This is a genomic window from Desulforhopalus singaporensis, from assembly GCF_900104445.1.
Classification (GTDB): domain Bacteria; phylum Desulfobacterota; class Desulfobulbia; order Desulfobulbales; family Desulfocapsaceae; genus Desulforhopalus_A; species Desulforhopalus_A singaporensis.
Genome location: NZ_FNJI01000004.1, coordinates 116,164 through 133,021 on the forward strand (window position 1 = coordinate 116,164; position 16,858 = coordinate 133,021).

At 54.9% G+C, this 16,858-nt stretch carries 16 protein-coding genes; 10 read left to right on the forward strand and 6 right to left on the reverse strand.

Annotated elements, in window-relative coordinates; translation table 11 throughout:
* Positions 1-3: 3 nt before the first annotated feature.
* From BLQ17_RS03660 to BLQ17_RS03680, 5 genes are all read left to right on the forward strand, one after another.
* On the forward strand, positions 4-1,098 hold the full coding sequence (locus tag BLQ17_RS03660; RefSeq protein WP_092219907.1) for a branched-chain amino acid ABC transporter permease: 1,095 nt from the start codon (positions 4-6) through the stop codon (positions 1,096-1,098).
* 33 nt (positions 1,099-1,131) lie between these two features.
* The gene (locus BLQ17_RS03665; RefSeq protein ID WP_092219909.1) at positions 1,132-2,355 is read left to right on the forward strand and encodes an ABC transporter substrate-binding protein; all 1,224 of its coding nucleotides are present in this window, start codon (positions 1,132-1,134) and stop codon (positions 2,353-2,355) included.
* A 118-nt stretch (positions 2,356-2,473) separates the two neighbouring features.
* Positions 2,474-3,292 (forward strand): ABC transporter ATP-binding protein, encoded by an 819-nt coding sequence (locus BLQ17_RS03670; RefSeq protein WP_092219910.1) that lies wholly within the window; start codon positions 2,474-2,476, stop codon positions 3,290-3,292.
* Positions 3,293-3,346: 54 nt separating this feature from the next.
* On the forward strand, positions 3,347-3,742 hold the full coding sequence (locus tag BLQ17_RS03675; RefSeq protein ID WP_245694979.1) for a universal stress protein: 396 nt from the start codon (positions 3,347-3,349) through the stop codon (positions 3,740-3,742).
* Positions 3,743-3,801: 59 nt separating this feature from the next.
* Positions 3,802-5,325: an AMP-binding protein gene (locus BLQ17_RS03680; protein ID WP_092219911.1), complete on the forward strand. Its 1,524-nt coding sequence runs from the start codon at positions 3,802-3,804 to the stop codon at positions 5,323-5,325.
* A gap of 76 nt (positions 5,326-5,401) precedes the next feature.
* Here BLQ17_RS03680 and BLQ17_RS03685 read toward each other — a convergent pair whose 3' ends face one another.
* From BLQ17_RS03685 to BLQ17_RS03700, 4 genes are all read right to left on the reverse strand, one after another.
* Positions 5,402-6,571, reverse strand: coding sequence for an isovaleryl-CoA dehydrogenase (locus tag BLQ17_RS03685; RefSeq protein WP_092219913.1), 1,170 nt, complete (start codon positions 6,569-6,571; stop codon positions 5,402-5,404).
* 81 nt (positions 6,572-6,652) lie between these two features.
* Positions 6,653-7,243 carry a Zn-ribbon domain-containing OB-fold protein gene (locus BLQ17_RS03690; RefSeq protein ID WP_092219916.1) on the reverse strand — a complete coding sequence of 197 codons (591 nt, stop codon included), beginning with the start codon at positions 7,241-7,243 and terminating at the stop codon, positions 6,653-6,655.
* 22 nt (positions 7,244-7,265) lie between these two features.
* Positions 7,266-8,693, reverse strand: a complete 1,428-nt coding sequence (locus BLQ17_RS03695) for a thiolase C-terminal domain-containing protein (RefSeq protein ID WP_092219917.1) — start codon at positions 8,691-8,693, stop codon at positions 7,266-7,268.
* A gap of 44 nt (positions 8,694-8,737) precedes the next feature.
* Entirely contained in the window at positions 8,738-9,280 is a 543-nt protein-coding gene (locus tag BLQ17_RS03700; protein WP_092219920.1) for a helix-turn-helix domain-containing protein, read from the reverse strand.
* A gap of 299 nt (positions 9,281-9,579) precedes the next feature.
* Between BLQ17_RS03700 and BLQ17_RS03705 the strand changes: the two genes are divergently transcribed.
* The gene (locus BLQ17_RS03705; protein ID WP_092219922.1) at positions 9,580-10,170 is read left to right on the forward strand and encodes a helix-turn-helix domain-containing protein; all 591 of its coding nucleotides are present in this window, start codon (positions 9,580-9,582) and stop codon (positions 10,168-10,170) included.
* A gap of 70 nt (positions 10,171-10,240) precedes the next feature.
* On the opposite strand, the gene BLQ17_RS03710 is transcribed toward BLQ17_RS03705, so the two are convergent.
* Entirely contained in the window at positions 10,241-11,305 is a 1,065-nt protein-coding gene (locus BLQ17_RS03710) for a branched-chain amino acid aminotransferase (RefSeq protein ID WP_092219925.1), read from the reverse strand.
* A 290-nt stretch (positions 11,306-11,595) separates the two neighbouring features.
* Here BLQ17_RS03710 and BLQ17_RS03715 point away from each other — a divergent pair, with 290 nt between their 5' ends.
* Genes BLQ17_RS03715 through BLQ17_RS03730 form a run of 4 tightly spaced genes read left to right on the forward strand, consistent with a single transcriptional unit; the run spans position 11,596 to position 14,559 of the window.
* On the forward strand, positions 11,596-12,147 hold the full coding sequence (locus BLQ17_RS03715) for a 2-oxoacid:acceptor oxidoreductase family protein (RefSeq protein ID WP_092220088.1): 552 nt from the start codon (positions 11,596-11,598) through the stop codon (positions 12,145-12,147).
* Positions 12,148-12,453, forward strand: coding sequence for a 4Fe-4S binding protein (locus tag BLQ17_RS03720; protein WP_092219927.1), 306 nt, complete (start codon positions 12,148-12,150; stop codon positions 12,451-12,453). It abuts the gene before it with no gap.
* 2 nt (positions 12,454-12,455) lie between these two features.
* Complete coding sequence (locus tag BLQ17_RS03725) at positions 12,456-13,646, forward strand: pyruvate ferredoxin oxidoreductase (RefSeq protein ID WP_092219929.1); 1,191 nt, start codon at positions 12,456-12,458, stop codon at positions 13,644-13,646.
* Positions 13,647-13,677: 31 nt separating this feature from the next.
* On the forward strand, positions 13,678-14,559 hold the full coding sequence (locus BLQ17_RS03730; protein ID WP_092219931.1) for a thiamine pyrophosphate-dependent enzyme: 882 nt from the start codon (positions 13,678-13,680) through the stop codon (positions 14,557-14,559).
* 77 nt (positions 14,560-14,636) lie between these two features.
* Here BLQ17_RS03730 and pta read toward each other — a convergent pair whose 3' ends face one another.
* Positions 14,637-16,748, reverse strand: a complete 2,112-nt coding sequence (gene pta / locus BLQ17_RS03735; RefSeq protein ID WP_092219933.1) for a phosphate acetyltransferase — start codon at positions 16,746-16,748, stop codon at positions 14,637-14,639.
* Positions 16,749-16,858 lie beyond the last annotated feature (110 nt).

Here is a 16,858-nt window from a genome sequence, read left to right on the forward strand (position 1 = left end):
ATTATGTCTGCAAATCGTTGGCTGTCCACCGGAAACTACTTCACCTCCTACAAGGAGGAGCAGAGGATATTCGCCACCCATCTGGACAGGTCGGTGCTGCTCTGCTTCCTGGCTGTTCTTTTTGCCTGGCCCCTCTTGTTCGAGGTGAGCAACAAGCAGATGTTTGTGATCGACAATATCATGATCGCCATGATCGCGGTTGTCGGTCTTAACCTGGTCACCGGATTCGCGGGGCTTATTTCAATCGGACATGCCGCATTTGTTGGCATAGGCGCCTATACCATAGCTTCTTTTGCCAGACTCCTCGGCGATACCCACATGGTACTAACCCACGGATGGCCGGCGCTGATCGTGCTGGCCGGATTCATGGGGGCACTGTTCGGCGCCATTGCCGGGCTGCCGGCGTTCCGGCTCAAACACCTCTACCTGGCGATTGCCACCCTGTCGTTTCAGATGATTTTTCAGTGGACTATCAATTTTATGGATTTTTTTGACCAGGGACAGACCATATCCGTGGGCAGGGTGTTCTGGGTTACCGGCAGGGTGGGGCGCAGCGACCACTACCTGTTCTGGTATTACGTAATCCTGGTTATCATCGTGCTGGTGGGATTCGGGGTCCGCAACCTGCTGCGCACCAAATACGGCAGGTGCCTGGTAGCGGTCAGGGACAACGACCGGGCGGCCGATGCCATGGGCATGCATCCAGGCCTTACCAAGGTATATGCTTTTGCCCTCGCCGGATTTCTGGCGGGTGTTGCCGGGGCGCTGCACGCCTATCTCTATCGCGGCGTGGGAATAGAATCGTTTACGCTGCACCATTCCATCAATTATCTTGCCATGGCGATCGTAGGGGGGCTGGGGACCTTGAGCGGCTCTTTCTGGGGGCCTCTGGCGATAAAGGTTCTCGATATGCAGGTCGAAAGACTTTCCGAATGGACCGGGGGGCACCTGGCGGTGGCGACCAATCTGGCAACGGCGCTCAAGCCCCTGAGTTTTGGATTGATCATTGTCCTGTTTCTCATGTTTGAACCGCGGGGTATTGCCAACTGGTGGCGGATAGTGCGTTCATATGTGAAACTCTGGCCGTTCAGGTATTAGCACAGAGGAAAACAAATCAAGCGAGGAGGAAAAATGAAAAAGTACGAAATGAACAGATGGCTGTTGATACTGGTGGCTGTTTTCATGATCACCCTTCCCACCGGCGGGTTTGCCAAAGTGTACAAGCTCGGTCTGTCCCTGGCTATTACCGGCCCGACATCCGATGCGGGCAACCCCTACTCCAAAGGGGTAGAGGATTATTTCAACTATGTCAACGATACCGGGGTGCTGGGCGACGATACCATCGACTGCACAATTCGTGACGACCAGTATAAAAACGATATTACCAAGCGTAATTTCGAAGAATTCCTGGATGACGGGATAGTTTTCTACCTCAACTATTCAACCGGCTCCACCCTCGCTCTGAAAAAGGATTTCGAGGAAGAAAAAATGCCGGTGATCCCGGCCTCTTTCCATGCCGGCAACCTTGTCGATTCAAACTATATTTTCCTGCCCATCGCATCCTATTCGGCCCAGGCCATAGGCCTTGCCGAATATGTGGTGAAAAACAACAAGGGGGATATGCCCAAGGTAGCTATGTTTATCCATCCTTCGGCTTTTGGCCGCGGCCCGTTGGAGGATGTGCAGAAAGCGGTCGGTGCCGGACTGCAGATAGAGATTGTCGAAGTCGTCGAGCATGGCAAGGATCTTGACAATACCGCGATGCTCAAGCGGCTGATCAGCAAAGGGGTACGCTATGTCATCAGCCAGACCGTGCAGTCTCCGGTCGCGACCATGCTCAAGGATGCAAGCAGCCTGGGGCTTATCGCTTCGACCTTCGGCGAAGAAGGTAAGTTGACGTTTCTCGGCTGTCACTACACCGGAGGCAACGACCTGGTTGCTCTGGCTGGAGATGCCGCGGAAAATTTCTACTGGACCACCTCCTATGTCATCACCAATGAGCCGGGACCTGGAACCGACGCCCAGCTTGCCCTGGCCAAACGATACGGCAGGGACGAGAAGGCCGCCAATTCACACAACTATGCCAACGGCATGATGGTGGCGCAGGTGGCGACGGAGGTTATCAGGCGTGCCAAGGCGAAAGACAAAGAAATCACCAAGGAAACCCTGTACCAGGAGCTTCTTGGCATGAACGGAGACAACGCCTTTCAACCCGAAACAACGGTGGGGCCGGTTACCTTTTCACCGACCGACAAGGCCGGGGTCGACACGTTGCAGCTCTATGTCGTGAAAGACGGCGGGTTTCAATCGGCAGGGAAGCCGTTTATCCCTGAGTATACCGCTAAAATAAAATAATCGCCGCGTTGCCGGGAAGCCTCTGGCAGCGCCGGGAGGTTTTTCGGCAACGGGCGGGAATTCCACTATCATGAAATTTCCTGGTTATAGCGTGCCGACATCACACACAAGACAGCAAATGGACCGGACAAGCCGTGATAAACTGCTTGAGGTTAATAACATCGAGGTGGTGTATAATGACATCGTCCAGGTTCTGCGCGGGGTCAGCCTCGCCATTTTCGACGGGAGCATAGTAGCGCTGCTCGGGACCAACGGGGCGGGAAAGACCACCACCTTGAGGGCGATCAGCGGGCTCTTGAAGCCGGAGAACGGCTTCATCCGGGAAGGATATGTAAAATTCAGCGGCACCGATATCACCAACCGGCTGGGTACCGATGTGGTGAAACTGGGGGCGGTGATGGTTCCCGAGGGGCGAAGGGTGTTCAAACACCTCACCGTCGACGAGAATATCCGGGTCGGGTCGATCACCAGAAAAGACGGAATCCAGAAAATTCGGAGGGATCATGGCGCCATGTATGATCATTTTCCCAGGCTCGCCAAGATCACTAACCGCATGGCCGGCTACTGCTCGGGCGGGGAACAGCAGATGATCGCCATCGCCAGGGCCCTGATGGCCGGGCCCAGGATGCTGATGCTCGATGAACCCTCGCTTGGGCTTGCCCCGCTCCTGGTAAAGGAAATATTTGCCAACATCAGGACCATCAACAGGGAGTTGAATACCACCATCCTGGTCGTGGAGCAGAATGCGAAAACAGCCCTTGGTGTCTCCGATTACGGCTATATCATGGAGTCCGGCAGGATCGTGCTGGAAGGACCTTCTGCCGATCTCCAGGAAAATCCGGATGTAAAGGAGTTCTACATGGGGGTTACCCGCGGCGGCGGGAGAAAATCGTTTAAGGAAGTCAAATCGTATAAACGGCGTAAACGGTGGATGTAACCTGCCCCTTTTTATCGATATTCTCCTGTACCGCTCTTTTAAAGAGGTGATTGGATGATCAAGTTTCTGGTTGGCTATAACGGGTCAAGGGAGGCTAAAGCGGCGCTTACCCTGGCGCGGGAGCATGCCGCTGTTTTTCAGGCAAGAGTCATTGTCATTGCCAGCAGTTACGGGGGGCCGGGGGAAAGGCTTCGCGATATCGGCACCGCAGCGGAAAATCTGCAGTTCGCCGAAAAATTTCTGGCAGAGCGGAGCGTCTCCTGTGAATGTCACCAGCTGGTACGCGGCCTCAGTCCAGGAGAGGACCTGGTCGAGTTTGCCGAGGAAAATCAAATTGACCAGATTTTCGTGGGAATTGAAAAGAAATCAAGAGCCCAGAAGATTATAGTCGGCTCCAACGCCCAGTACATCATCCTCAAGGCCCCCTGTCCAGTTGTTACAGTTAAATAATACCGGTTCCCTGCACAGCTGTTGTGCTGTGCGGACCAATTTAGAGGAGGATCGCTTTCATGGGACTGTATGATTTTTCCTTTTACGATCTCATCAATCGTAACGCCGCCGTGTATGAACAGCGGCTGTGCTGGAAAGAAGTGGACGATGGCCGGGAGTTGACCTTCGGTGAGTTTAAAAAGCAGGTGGACAGCCTTGCGGCGGGACTGTCGGATCTGGGTGTCGGCCCGGGGGACCGAATCGGGGTTGTCGGCAAGAACAGCCTGGAATTTTTCCTGGTGTACGGCGGAGCCGCCGCCGTCGGCGCCATTGTGGTGCCGGTAAACTGGAGGTTGTCGCCCGACGAGGTGTATTATAACCTCAATGACTGCAGCCCCAGGATTGTCTTTGTAGACGAAGAGTTCCAGGCAACCGTCGATGCCAGGAAAGCGGGGCTGGGCTCAGCTGTCGCCTACTGCAACCTGAAAGGCGATGCGGGCGGGGAAAAATCGTTTCAATCGCTTTTGACCACCCCCAGGGCTCAGCCGGGGGGTGGGGCGAAAAGTAGCGACGGCTTCGTGATCATCCATACCGCGGCTGTGGCCGGGTATCCCAGGGGCGCGCTGGTCTCCCACGCCAATATCATGAGCGCCGACGTCCATTTCCTGTACTACATGGGGATAACAAGCAGTGATGTCCATCTCAACCTGTTGCCGCTTTTCCACGTCGGAGGTCTTTTCCTGGCTATCACTACTTTTCACGCAGGAGGCCTCAACCTCAATATCAGTAAATTTGACGCCTCGCTTGCGGCCGGGTTGATCGAGCGCTACAAGGTGACGCACTTTTTCGATTTTCCCCCGATTCTTGACTCCATCCTGCAGGCGGCAGCTGAGGATAACTGCGATATCGGCTCGCTTCGGGCCGTGGTGGGGCTCGGCACCGCCGAAACCATCACCAGGTTTCAACAGCGCACCGGAGGAAGTTATTACTGCATGTACGGGCAGACGGAGACATCGTGTCTTGCGACCATGGGTCGGTACGACGACTGTCCGGGCTCCGCCGGTAAAACCATAATGCTCGCCGATGTGCGGCTGGTAGACGATTATGAAAATCCCGTGGCCCCGGGAGCGGTGGGAGAAATTGCGGTGAAGGGCCCCATGGTTTTCCAGGGATACTGGAATCTCCCCGACGATAACGCCTACACCTTCCGCGACGGCTGGCACCATACCGGAGACCTCGGCCGCTTTAACGAAGACGGGTTTCTTTTCTACGCCGGAAGAAAAGCGGAGAAAGAACTTATCAAGCCCGGCGGCGAGAATGTCTATCCGGCGGAGGTGGAAAAAATCATCCTGCAGCATCCGGCGGTGGCAGCGACGGTGGTCATCGGGGTCCCCGACCCCAAGTGGAAGGAGGGGATCAAGGCTGTTTGCCAACTGCATCCCGGCAAGACACTGGGGGGAAAGGAGTTGATTGATTTCGTGGGAGGGCGGATCGCCCGCTTCAAAAAACCCCAGTATGTCGAGTTTGTCCAGGCACTGCCGCTGAAAGAGGACGGCTCCATCGACCGCAATAAGGTAAAGGCGGAATATGGCGGTAATAGTTGATACTTGCTGGAAAAACAGACCAGAAAACTGGTAAAAAGCGGAGCCAGGTTAAGGACTCCGCTTTTTATCTGCAGGATCATTCCATGGTGTCGCGAAAGAGCTCCCTGCCGATAAGCATCCTCCGTATTTCGCTGGTGCCGGCGCCTATCTCATAGAGCTTGGCGTCCCGCAGCAGCCTTCCCGCAGGGTAGTCGTTGATATAGCCGTTGCCGCCGAGGCACTGGATCGCCTCCAGCGCCATCCAGGTTGCCCGTTCCGCACTGTACAGGATGACCGAGGCGGCATCCTTGCGGATCCTTGCGCCGGTGTCGGCGGCTTTGGCAACAGTATAGGCATAGGCCCGGCAGGCATTCCAGGTGGAATACATGTCGGCGAGTTTTCCCTGCATCAGCTCGAACTCGCCTATCGGCCGGCCGAACTGCTTTCTCTGGTGAACGTAGGGGAGAACCACGTCCATGCACGCGTGCATGATGCCCAGCGGCCCTCCGGAGAGCACCAGCCGTTCGTAGTCGAGACCGCTCATAAGCACCTCGACCCCGCGGTCGAGGTAGCCGAGGATATTACTCTTGGGTACCGCGCAGTTGGTAAATACCAGTTCGCAGGTGGCGGAACCGCGCATACCGAGTTTGTCGAGCTTGGGGCTGGTGGCAAATCCGTCCATGGTCTTCTCCACCAGGAACGCGGTTATCCCGCGGTGGGCTTTTCTCGGCGAGGTCTTGGCGTAGACAACCAGAACATCGGCATCGGTCCCGTTGGTTATCCACATCTTGGTGCCGTTCAGGATATAGCTGTCGCCATTCTCCTCGGCTTTCAGCTGCATGCCTACCACATCGGATCCTGCGCCTGCCTCGCTCATGGCAAGCGCGCCGACATACTCGCCGGAGATCAGCCTGGGCAGGTAGGTCTGCTTCTGCTGTTCATTGCCGTTTAATTTTATCTGGTTGACACAGAGATTGGAGTGGGCGCCGTAGGCCAGGCCCACCGACGCCGAGCCGCGGCTGATCTCCTCCATGGCGATGAGGTGTTCAAGATAACCCATTCCTGCGCCGCCGTACTCTTCCATAACGGTGATGCCGAGCAGCCCCATTTCCCCCATTGCCCGCCACAGCCCTTGTGGAAACAGGTCCTGCCGGTCGATCCGGTCGGCAAGCGGCGCAATCTCGGCCGCGACAAAATCCTGTACCGATTCGCGCAGCAGATTGGCAGTGTCTCCCAGCCCGAAATTCAACTGAGGATATCTCTTCATGGTTTTACCCCAATGTGTAACACAACATGTTTATGACCAATTCGGACGGAAAACCAAAAAAACAGAACCAGAGGTCAAAAGTTAAAAACTAAAACCCTGCGGGAGGTCGCTTTCAGCCGTTCCGTCGACAACCCACGATAGATCGAGAATGGTGTAGGTCGGTTCAAGGGTCCTGAAGACAGGGAGGACCTTCTGGCCAAATCGCGGTTCTCCGACCGCCAGGTAGCTCATGAGGATGGTGTCCACCCCCTTGAACTCGATATTGATAAACTTAATCGGCTTTTCCAGGAGGTTGAAAGCGCCAGATCGTTCGCACACCATGAAGGTGTGGATTGTTGCCGTGGTTTTTGCAGTGTCGGTGATGTCGATGATGCTGTTTCTGCAAAGACAGTCGGGGCAGTGGATGCGAAACGGCATGTACACGGTGCCCCGGCTGTCGCAGTCGGGGCTGTCGCAGCGGGTCGCCATCAGTCTTTTTTTGCTGAGTGACTCAAAAAAGACGGCTTCGCCGCCATAGGAATGTATATAGGTCATGTCCCGCGGATTGGTCACCCCGAGAAGTTTCCAGTCGTTGTCGGCGTCCCGGATCGGCGTGTTGGGGGTGAGGTGGTGAAAGCTTCCCTGCGGCTTGTATTTGTTGTTTTTTACAAAAACCTGTCCGAATGTACTCATTGTTCTTTCTCCCCTTTGGTTGCTATCGGATAAGATGGTCCGGATCCATGAGTATTGTGGCGGTCACGTGGGAGCCTACCCCGGCATGGCTGATGGCCAGACCGCGTCTGGCTCCGGTCACCTGCAGGCTGGTCCAGTCCGCCGGCTTTTGCCGGTCGAAGCGGTGCCACAGGGCCTGGTCGCCGTGGAGTTCCTCCCACCTGTTCCAGATATGGGTCGCTATCTCGAAGGTCTGCATTATCCCGGTCGCTCCCACGGCGTGCATGCAGCCGATAAGTCCCCCCGAGAGGTTGGAGGGAAGCTTTCCCGGCTCGTTGGTGTACGGGTTGGTATGGTAGCAGTCGCCGGATTCAACGTAATCCCTTCCGTAACCGTAGGGCCTGATGCCGATATCCTCATAGGTCTGCACGTCGCTGATGGTAAAGGCGTCATGGAGTTCGACCACGTCAAGGTCTTCTGAGGGATCGGTTATGCCGGACATGCCGTAGCCGTAGTAGGCCGCCATTCTGGCCGCGAGAAAGCCGGTGAATCCGGGGTAGCGGTCTCCGCCGGGAAAGCGCTCGGCCAGGTCGTCGTACTGGCCCTCTTCTTCGTTGGGCAGAAGGGGAATCTTCATATCCAGCCTGTCGGCGGGGCGCAACGTATGCGAGCCCGCGGCGACCCACATCCGCAACGGTTTGTTGGGGGAGCCGGCGGTAAGGGCGTCGGCGGTGTTTTCGTCGCAGAGAACGGCGCAGGCGGCACCGACGCTCATAAGGCAGCAATCCAGCGCCCGCAGCGGATAGGCGACAACCGGTGAGTTGAGGACGTCGTCGACGGTGATATCCATCGGGGCCTGGGCAAAAGGGTTGAACCTCGCGTAACGGTGGTGCTTGACCGCGATTTCCGCCAGGGTCCGCCTGAAGGAATCTTCCGATTTGCCGAAAATCTGCCAGTAACGCTGGGCCATTACCGCATAATACCCGGTATAGATGTGTCCCAGGGGCGATTCCCAGTCTTTGTCGGCGGCGCAGGAGATGAGAAAGTTTCCTTCGTCGGTGGGAACTTCATCCATTCGTTCCCAGCCCATAACCAGTACGCAGTCCGAATATCCCGAGGCTACCGCCTTCAACCCTTCCCACAGCGCCGACCCTCCTGTGGCGCCGCCGGTCTTGATGCCGACATTGCCAAGAGGGTCGAGGCCGAGCCGGTCGTGAATTACCGCCTCGCCGAGCAGCTGATCACCGAAATGGTCGGCAAAATGACCGTAGTAGCAGCTGTGAATATACCGTTTTAATTCTGCGGGGGACAGGTTGAGAAGAGATGCCGCCATGGTGAACGCGTCAATGCAGAGTTCTTCCGTCCGCCTGTCGACAATGGCGCGGTCGAATTTTGACTGCCCGGCGGTTACCAGATAAACCGGTCGCTGCAGCTGCGGAATTTTCAACTGTTGTTTACTGAACCTGATCATACCTGTATCTCCTTGCGGTTGAAAGTTAGGTAGTCACTGAACTGTTACATGGTTCCCACCCAGAGGATAAAGCTGGTTGTATTGCCGGTGTTGGTGATTTTCTGCTGGTCGGGATTCGCCCAGAAATGGGCGGAATCGCCCTGGCCGAGGTTGTAGCACTGCCCGCTGAGCTTAAGCTCCACCGCCCCCTTGAGCACCGAGAGAATTTCCTGGCCGTGTTTGATGTTCTTGCGCACCGGTATCGACCTGCCCGGTTCGAGTACCAGTACCGAAGAGTCGAGCACTTTCCTGTCTTCCTGCGGGAAAAACCTGCGGGTGGCAAATCCGGTATGGGGAAGCTCCATCTCCTTCCATTCCGATTTGCGGATAAGTTTGATCCTTTCTTTCTTGCCGGCCTCATTTATCAGTTCACCGGCATCGATCCCCAGAGCGTTGCAGATCCTTATCAGGGTTTCAACGGAAGGGGAATTGACATCGTTTTCCACCTGACTGAGAAACCCTTCGGAAATCGATGCCTGTTCGGCAACGACCTTTAGGGTTAGTCTCTGCTTTTTGCGGTATTTTCTGAGGAGGGTACCGATGTTCATAAAAATATTTATCCCGACAATGATTTCTTGATTTAGACTGTAAATTTCAGTTAATTTTTTGTATAGGTAAATATTAACCTATATAAAATATTTTGAACATAGCGATGAGCAATTTTTTTCAAAAAAGGTCAGAATCCGGTGGATACTGTTTGGCCGCTAAACGATTTTTTTCGCCTCTTTAGCGGTCAAAGGACAGCTGGCCGGTCGCAAACCGCACGGTTATGCGGTAAAATCGCATAAGCGGCGGCGGGTGGATGACCGTAAAGGCTGGATAATTTTTTCCCTATTGGAGAGACACAATGTCGGATAACAGCGCAAAGATTGCTGAAAGATTAACAACACTACGGCATAAAAGGGGATTGACGTTGGCTGAGCTGTCGGGACAGCTGGGTATTTCCAAGGCGCGTCTGCAGGAGATGGAAAGCGGTACCAGTGCTCCGTCGCTGGGGACTCTGGTGCGGCTGGCCCAGTTCTACGAGGTCGCCCTGGGGGAGATCTTCGGCGACAGTGCCGATTCTCCTTTCTGTCTGGTGAGAAAGGATGCCAGGGAAGCGGTTTCCAGGTTCGGTTCGATAGAGGGCCGGTCCCACGGGTACAGCTACAAGGGGCTGGGGCAGCAGAAGGAAAACCGGCAGATGGAGCCTTTTCTCGTCACCCTGGCGCCTGAGCAGGAGCACAGGGTGGAGTTGAACGAACATGTGGGGGAGGAGTTTATCTTTGTCCTCGATGGGGAGGTCGAAGTGACCCTTCTTGGCAACACCGACATTCTTTATCCCGGCGATTCGATCTACTACGATTCCACCCTCGCTCACAGGGTCGCCTGCGCAGGGGACGAACCTGCCACCATTCTTGCGGTGATTTATGCAAAACAGGAGATGATCATCCTCTGAAAAGGTGGGGCGGCGATCGGTTTTCCGGCATGTGCGCACCACATGCCGGAAACATTTAAGACAGCACCAGTCAGATTACCGGCACTGTCCAGCCGAACGGGTCTTCGCTGCTACCGTACTGGATAGCCATCAACTCGTTGAACAGTTTTGCCGCAACGGGGCCGACCTCGCCGTCGGCGATGCTTATTTCCCTGCCCTTGAACTTGATCATGCCCACCGGGGAGATAACCGCCGCGGTGCCGGAGCCGAACACTTCTTTTAAGGTGCCGTTGTCGTGCGCCTCGTAGATTTCGTCGATACTGATCTTTCTCTCAACAACCTTCATGCCCCAGGATTTTGCGAGCTGTATCACCGAGTCGCGGGTCACCCCTGCCAGGATGCTCCGATTGAGCTCGGGCGTTACCAGTTCGTCGCCGATCATGAAAAAGATATTCATCGACCCGACCTCTTCTATGTACTTCAGCTCGACTCCGTCGAGCCACAGCACCTGGGTATACCCCTCTTTGTGGGCGAGTTCCGTGGCAAAAAGGCTCGCTGCATAGTTGCCGGCAGTCTTGGCTGTGCCCACCCCGCCCCGCACTGCCCGGACATGGTCGGTCGTCACCCATATCTTTACCGGGTCAAACCCTTCCGGGTAGTAGGCGCCCACTGGGGACAGGATGATGAAAAACCTGTAGGTGTGCGAGGAGCGCAGTCCTACATAGGGGTCGGTGGCGATGATCGTCGGACGTATATAGAGCGAGGTGCCCGGCTCGCTGGGAATCCAGTCCTTTTCAATCTTTACGAGCTCCTTCAATGCCTTGAGCACCATCTTCTGATCAAGTTCGGGCATGCAGAGCATGCGGCCGGACCTGTTGAGGCGCTGCAGGTTGTCGTTTGGCCTGAAAAGCTGGATAGTGCCGCTTTTGGTCTTGTAGGCTTTCAATCCCTCGAAAATCGACTGACCGTAGTGGAGGACCATGGTGGACGGGTCCATCTGAATCGGTCCGTAAGGTTCAATGCGTGCATTGTGCCATCCTTTTTCAGGGGAGTAGTCCATGTTGAACATATAGTCGGTAAAGCAGGTTCCGAACCCCAGCGCGGAATCTTCCGGATGATCCTTTAGTTTGTCAGCTTTGGTGAATGCAATTTCCATGGTAACCTCGGATGATTATTCTTGGTAACGTAGAGATATCCAAAAAATATTATGTGTTTTGCCGTAAACAAAGTATTGTAGGCATCAATGAGTTTATCAGGCGCTAAGAATAATGTGGATTTACCTTTTAAATCAACATATAAATTCATGCTTGCCGGTAAATTATTGGTTGTTGATAACAGGACCGATGGTAATGTTATCTCTTACGGGAATTTTTCAGTTCGCCATTGCACGCGTACGTAAAAGGTCATTGGCGGCAATCAGCATATTGGTGAAAAATGAGAAAAGACATTATTGAAATCAGATGGCACGGTCGCGGAGGCCAAGGTGCGATAACCGCCGCGAAAATCGTCGCAAACGCAGCATTTGTCTCCGGGTATAAAGGCGTTGTCATGGCTCCGACCTTTGGTACGGAAAGAAGGGGGGCGCCGGTTTTTACCTCGCTGAAGATATCGAAGCAGAAGATATACGATCTCTCCCCGATCACCACCCCCGATATGGTGGTGGTGCTCGATCACAGTCTGCTCGAAGAAGTCAACGTGGTGGACGGACTTAAAGATGACGGGTTGGTGATACTCAACGGTCCCAAGCCGGCTTCCGAGTATTCTTTTGCAGGTGCAAGGGTCGCCGTTGCCGATGTCACCAGTTGCGGGGTGCAGGCAGGGCTACCTCCGGGAATTGTCAATTCAGGGATCATCGGCGCATTTTCAAAGGCGACCGGCCTGGTTGAGCTCGATCTTCTGGTGACCGCGATCAAGGACGAGTTCGTCGGGAAAAAGCCTGAATTGAATGCAAAAGCTGCTGAGATTACATACGAAAATACTTTTATCGGAGATATATAGATGGCCCCTAAAGAATTTTGCAAGATGCTTTCGCGCAGTAAGCCGGGTCCCGGAGACGGAGGGAAGACCGGTTCCTGGCGTGTACTCCGGCCGGTGATTGACCTGGAAAAATGTATTCCGGCCAAAAAGAACAAAAAAGCCTGCTTTACCTGCTGGCTGTACTGCCCTGACAGTGTCGTTTCCAAGACTGTACCACCGTCGATTAATCTCGAGTACTGCAAAGGGTGCGGCATCTGTGCCGAAGAGTGTCCGGCCGGTGCAATTGAGATGGTTGATGAATCAAGCTTTATCGTGGAGGACAAGTGAGCATGTATATGATTGAATCGGGTAACGTGGCAGCGGCAACAGGAGTCCAGCTCGCCCGAACCCAGGTGATAGCAGCGTATCCAATCACTCCGCAGACGCCTCTTACGGAAAAATTATCTGAATTCGTCGAATCCGGAGTGCTCGACGCGCAATACATTCCGGTCGAGAGCGAACACAGCGCCATGGCCGTCTGCATCGCCGCATCCACCGCGGGTGCGCGGGCGTTTACCGCCACCAGCGCCAACGGGCTGCTCTATATGCACGAACAGCTCCACTGGGCGGTGGGCGCACGGCTTCCGCTGGTCATGTGCGTGGCCAACAGGGGGGTCGGGGCTCCCTGGACGGTATGGAACGACCAGCAGGACTCCATGTCCCAGCGCGATGTGGGGTGGATCCAGCTCTACGCCAATGACCATCAGCAGATAATCGACACCACCATTAAAGCTTTCAGGCTGGCGCAGACGGTCAGTATCCCGGTCATGGTCTGCTACGACGGCTACCTGCTGTCGCATACCTATATGCCGTTTGACAAGCCGGACCAGGAAAAAGTCGATGCGTTTCTGCCCCCGTTTACCCCCAGACATTTTCTTGATCCGGAAGATCCCGGCAACTTCAACACCGTAACCCTGCCCGATATCCGTCCGGGGGTCGACGGCACCATCGAGCCGGGGTATATGGAAATCCGGCACAATCTGCATCAGGAGCTGCGGGAGGCCATAGAGGTGTACCAGGAGATCGATCGGGAGTATCAGGAGCAGTTCGGACGCGGCGGTACCCCTCTTGTGGAAGAATATAGATGTGACGATGCCGATTACGTCGCGGTTTGTATCGGGTCGCTCTCCTACCAGTTTCGTGACGTCATTGACCTTATGCGGGAGAAGGGGGCAAAGGTGGGGGTGATGGGGATCCAGATGTACCGTCCTTTCCCCGACCAGGCGATCGTCGCCGCCCTGGCTGATCGAAAAGGTGTCATCGTTTTCGAGAAAGCGCTCAGTTACGGCAACCAGGGACCGCTGTATGGAGACATCAAGTCGGCGCTTTACAGTTGTGAAAAAAAACCGGCGCTGTCCAACTATATCCTTGGTCTTGGCGGCAGGGAGATAAAGACCAGCCAGCTTATCGACGCGCTTACCGAAGCTTGCGCTGGCCAGGCAGCAGAAGATGCTCCGCGCTGGATCGGTTTAAAACTTTAGAGACGAAATTATGGATAATAAAGCAACTATATTGAATCTGACGGAAGAGGAATTTGTTCATCCCGGCAATCGCGCCTGCTCGGGATGCGGGCTCTCCATCGTATATCGGATAGGACTCAAGGCGCTTGGCAAGAATACGGTTCTGGTGGTGCCGCCGAGCTGTCTGACCGTGATGCAGGGGCTCTACCCGGTGGCGTCCACCAAGATTCCCTGCGTCAATGTGACCTTTGCCTCCACCGGTGCAGCCGCCTCGGGTGTGCGGGGGGCGATGAAGGCGCTGAAGAAGGATGGGGTGAACGTGGTTGCCTGGGCCGGAGACGGAGGAACCGGGGATATCGGTATCCAGGCCTTGTCCGGAGCCTGCGAAAGAGGCGAGGATATCATCTATATCTGCTACGATAACGAAGCGTATATGAATACCGGTATCCAGCGTTCCGGAACAACACCCCAGGGGGTGTTGACGACCACCACGCCGATTCGCGGCAAGCTTCAGGAAAAAAAGGATATTCCGGCCATTATTGCGGCCCACGGTATAGGGTATGTGGCGACCGCTTCGGCGGCGTTTCCCCTTGATCTGTATGAAAAAGTGAAAAAGGCGACGACTCTTTCCGGCCCGAGATACATCCATGTGCATACTCCCTGTCCGCCGGGGTGGAATTTCGCCACCAGATACACTATCAAGGTAGGTAAACTGGCAGTGGAAACGGGCCTCTTCGATCTCTATGAAATAGAGGACGGCCGGTTGACCCTTACCGGTCCCTCAAAACGGCTGCTCGGCAAAAAGAGAAAGCCGGTCAAGGAGTACTTTGATGTTCAGGGGCGTTTTAAATCGCTTGATCCCGAGCTTGTAGAAACTCTTCAGGGCAGGATCGACGCCAAGTGGGAGAACTATAACGACCAACAGCAGCAATAGACCGGGCAGCGGCCCGCCTGCGCAAGCGTGCTGGCCGCGCCTGGTTATCGGTAAAACCACTTCCTGCCTGTTTTTAACTAGATAAGACCTTTCTGGTGTTGTGCCTGAATGGCGGTAATGGCGACGGTGTTGACAATGTCGGCAACCGTGCAGCCGCGGCTGAGATCGTTCACCGGCTTGTTGAGACCCTGCATAATAGGCCCTATGGCCATTGCCTTTGCCGATCTCTGTACCGCCTTATAAGTGTTGTTGCCGGTGTTGAGGTCGGGGAAGATGAAGACGGTTGCCCGGCCCGCCACCTTGCTGTGGGGCATTTTGGTCCGGGCAACGGTCATGTCGACGGCCGCATCGTACTGAATGGGACCCTCGATCGGCAGATCGGGGGCTTGCCGGCGGGCGATGGCCGTCGCCTTTTTCACCTTTTCCACCTCTTCGCCGATTCCCGATGTCCCCGATGAGTAGGAGAGCATGGCCACCATCGGCTTGATGCCGAACAGTTCCGCGTTCAGGGAGGACTCGACGGCGATTTCGGCAAGCTGTTCGGCTGTTGGCCGGGGGTTGACCGCGCAATCCCCGTAGGCGAGCACCCTGTCTTCAAGGCACATGAGGAAGATCGACGACATTATGGTACTGCCAGGTTTGGTTTTTACAAACTCAAGTGAAGGGCGAACCGTGTTCAGGGTGGAGTGGACCGCCCCGGAGACCATCCCGTCGGCATGTCCCTTGTAGACCATCATGGTACCGAAATAATTCACCGCGGACATTACGTCGCGGGCGTTGTCCGGAGTGATCCCCTTGTGTTTGCGCAGGGCATAATAGGTGTCTGCGTAGTCGTCAAAAAGATTCGACCCGGTCGGTTCGATAATCTTGACACCGCCCAGTTCAAGACCGAGACTGGTGATTTTTTCATCGATGACTGTTTTTCGCCCGAGCAGGATAATGTTTACCGCATCGCGGTGGAGCAGAATTTCCGCGGCGAAAAGGATGCGATCCTCTTCGCCTTCCGGCAATACGATGGTCTGCTTGAACTGGCGGGCCCGTTTGATGAGCCCGAATTCGAACATCTTCGGGCTGGTGGAGATCATCGAGTAGCCGACTATTTTACTTCGCAGTTCGGTGGAGTTGACGTTTGATTCGAACAGTCCCAGGGCGGCGGCGATTTTGCGTATGGCCTCGGGGCGGATGCAGGTGTGGATTTCCTTTATCCTGGTAGCCGTGGTGAAAGTGTCTTCCTCCACCTTGAGTATCGGCACCAGGTCGTGCATCCCCTCAAGCAGGTTTCTCAGCAGCTTGTCGGGCTTGAAGTATCCGGTCAGGACAATTCCTCCGATCCGGGCCATGTTGCGCGACCTGTAGGCGGCAAGTATACCGAGAATGATGTCCAGTCGGTCTATGGGCGTGATGACAAGGTTGTCGTTGCCGACGCGGTTTAAAAAACTGCGCAGGTTCATCGCGGCGATAACGAACCGCGATACCGGACGATTGAGCTGGCTGTTTCCGTATACCACCTTGGCGTTTAGGGCCTGCGCTATCTCGGCCATAGTCAGCCGATTCAGGCTCTCCTCGTAGGGAATGGTATAGATCAGATCGACTTTTCCGGCCATCTTTTCCCGCAACGATCGCTGCAGTTCCTCCTGCCGTGACGCCGGACATCTGTTGACGATGACCGACAGGATCCTGATCCCTTTTTCCTCAAATGATTCCATGGCAAACTGGCACGATTTTACCACCCGGTCGGTGGTGTCCTGTTCCTCGTGGGCGTTGGCTATCATCAACACCGGGCTCGACAGGTTGTTGGCTATATCGACGTTGAGTTCAAACTCAAAGGCCGGGGAATCGCTCTCAAAATCGGTCCCCAGGCAGAGCACGAAATCGTGATCGTTTTCCAGCTTCTTGTACTTGTCGAGAATGCCCTCCAGCAGCTTGTCATGTTTTTTTTCGGTAACCAGGGCTTTTGCCTCGTCAAGGGTAAAGGCGTACATCTGCTCATGGTCAAGGGCGAGGTTGTAGTGTGCCTGGATAAGGTGAATTATCTCATCCTTGCCGTTATGAAAACGCTGGGAGTTGATAATCGGGCGAAAGAACGCCACCCGTTCAAGGTTTCGCACCAGCAGCTCCATAATGCCAAGTGCGGAGAGGGAAATGCCGCTTTTGGCTTCCAGGGCGGTTATGAAAAGGTTCTTTGCCATGACCGTTGGTCCTTTCTTTGAAGTGAAAAGCAATTATTGTGCAGTAATTCTATATGAATAACACGATAATCAGCGCGGTCAAGAAGCGATGGTGAGAAAAATGGTGTTCG

Bases quoted from the DNA above. Each gene is read 5' to 3' on its own strand.
- BLQ17_RS03710 (WP_092219925.1), bottom strand. From the start codon at position 11,305: ATGGAAATTGCATTCACCAAAGCTGACAAACTAAAGGATCATCCGGAA.
- BLQ17_RS03680 (WP_092219911.1), top strand. From the start codon at position 3,802: ATGGGACTGTATGATTTTTCCTTTTACGATCTCATCAATCGTAACGCC.
- BLQ17_RS03660 (WP_092219907.1), top strand. From the start codon at position 4: ATGTCTGCAAATCGTTGGCTGTCCACCGGAAACTACTTCACCTCCTAC.
- BLQ17_RS03690 (WP_092219916.1), bottom strand. From the start codon at position 7,243: ATGAGTACATTCGGACAGGTTTTTGTAAAAAACAACAAATACAAGCCG.
- BLQ17_RS03705 (WP_092219922.1), top strand. From the start codon at position 9,580: ATGTCGGATAACAGCGCAAAGATTGCTGAAAGATTAACAACACTACGG.
- BLQ17_RS03670 (WP_092219910.1), top strand. From the start codon at position 2,474: ATGGACCGGACAAGCCGTGATAAACTGCTTGAGGTTAATAACATCGAG.
- BLQ17_RS03665 (WP_092219909.1), top strand. From the start codon at position 1,132: ATGAAAAAGTACGAAATGAACAGATGGCTGTTGATACTGGTGGCTGTT.
- BLQ17_RS03675 (WP_245694979.1), top strand. From the start codon at position 3,347: ATGATCAAGTTTCTGGTTGGCTATAACGGGTCAAGGGAGGCTAAAGCG.
- BLQ17_RS03725 (WP_092219929.1), top strand. From the start codon at position 12,456: ATGTATATGATTGAATCGGGTAACGTGGCAGCGGCAACAGGAGTCCAG.
- pta (WP_092219933.1), bottom strand. From the start codon at position 16,748: ATGGCAAAGAACCTTTTCATAACCGCCCTGGAAGCCAAAAGCGGCATT.
- BLQ17_RS03695 (WP_092219917.1), bottom strand. From the start codon at position 8,693: ATGATCAGGTTCAGTAAACAACAGTTGAAAATTCCGCAGCTGCAGCGA.
- BLQ17_RS03700 (WP_092219920.1), bottom strand. From the start codon at position 9,280: ATGAACATCGGTACCCTCCTCAGAAAATACCGCAAAAAGCAGAGACTA.
- BLQ17_RS03720 (WP_092219927.1), top strand. From the start codon at position 12,148: ATGGCCCCTAAAGAATTTTGCAAGATGCTTTCGCGCAGTAAGCCGGGT.
- BLQ17_RS03685 (WP_092219913.1), bottom strand. From the start codon at position 6,571: ATGAAGAGATATCCTCAGTTGAATTTCGGGCTGGGAGACACTGCCAAT.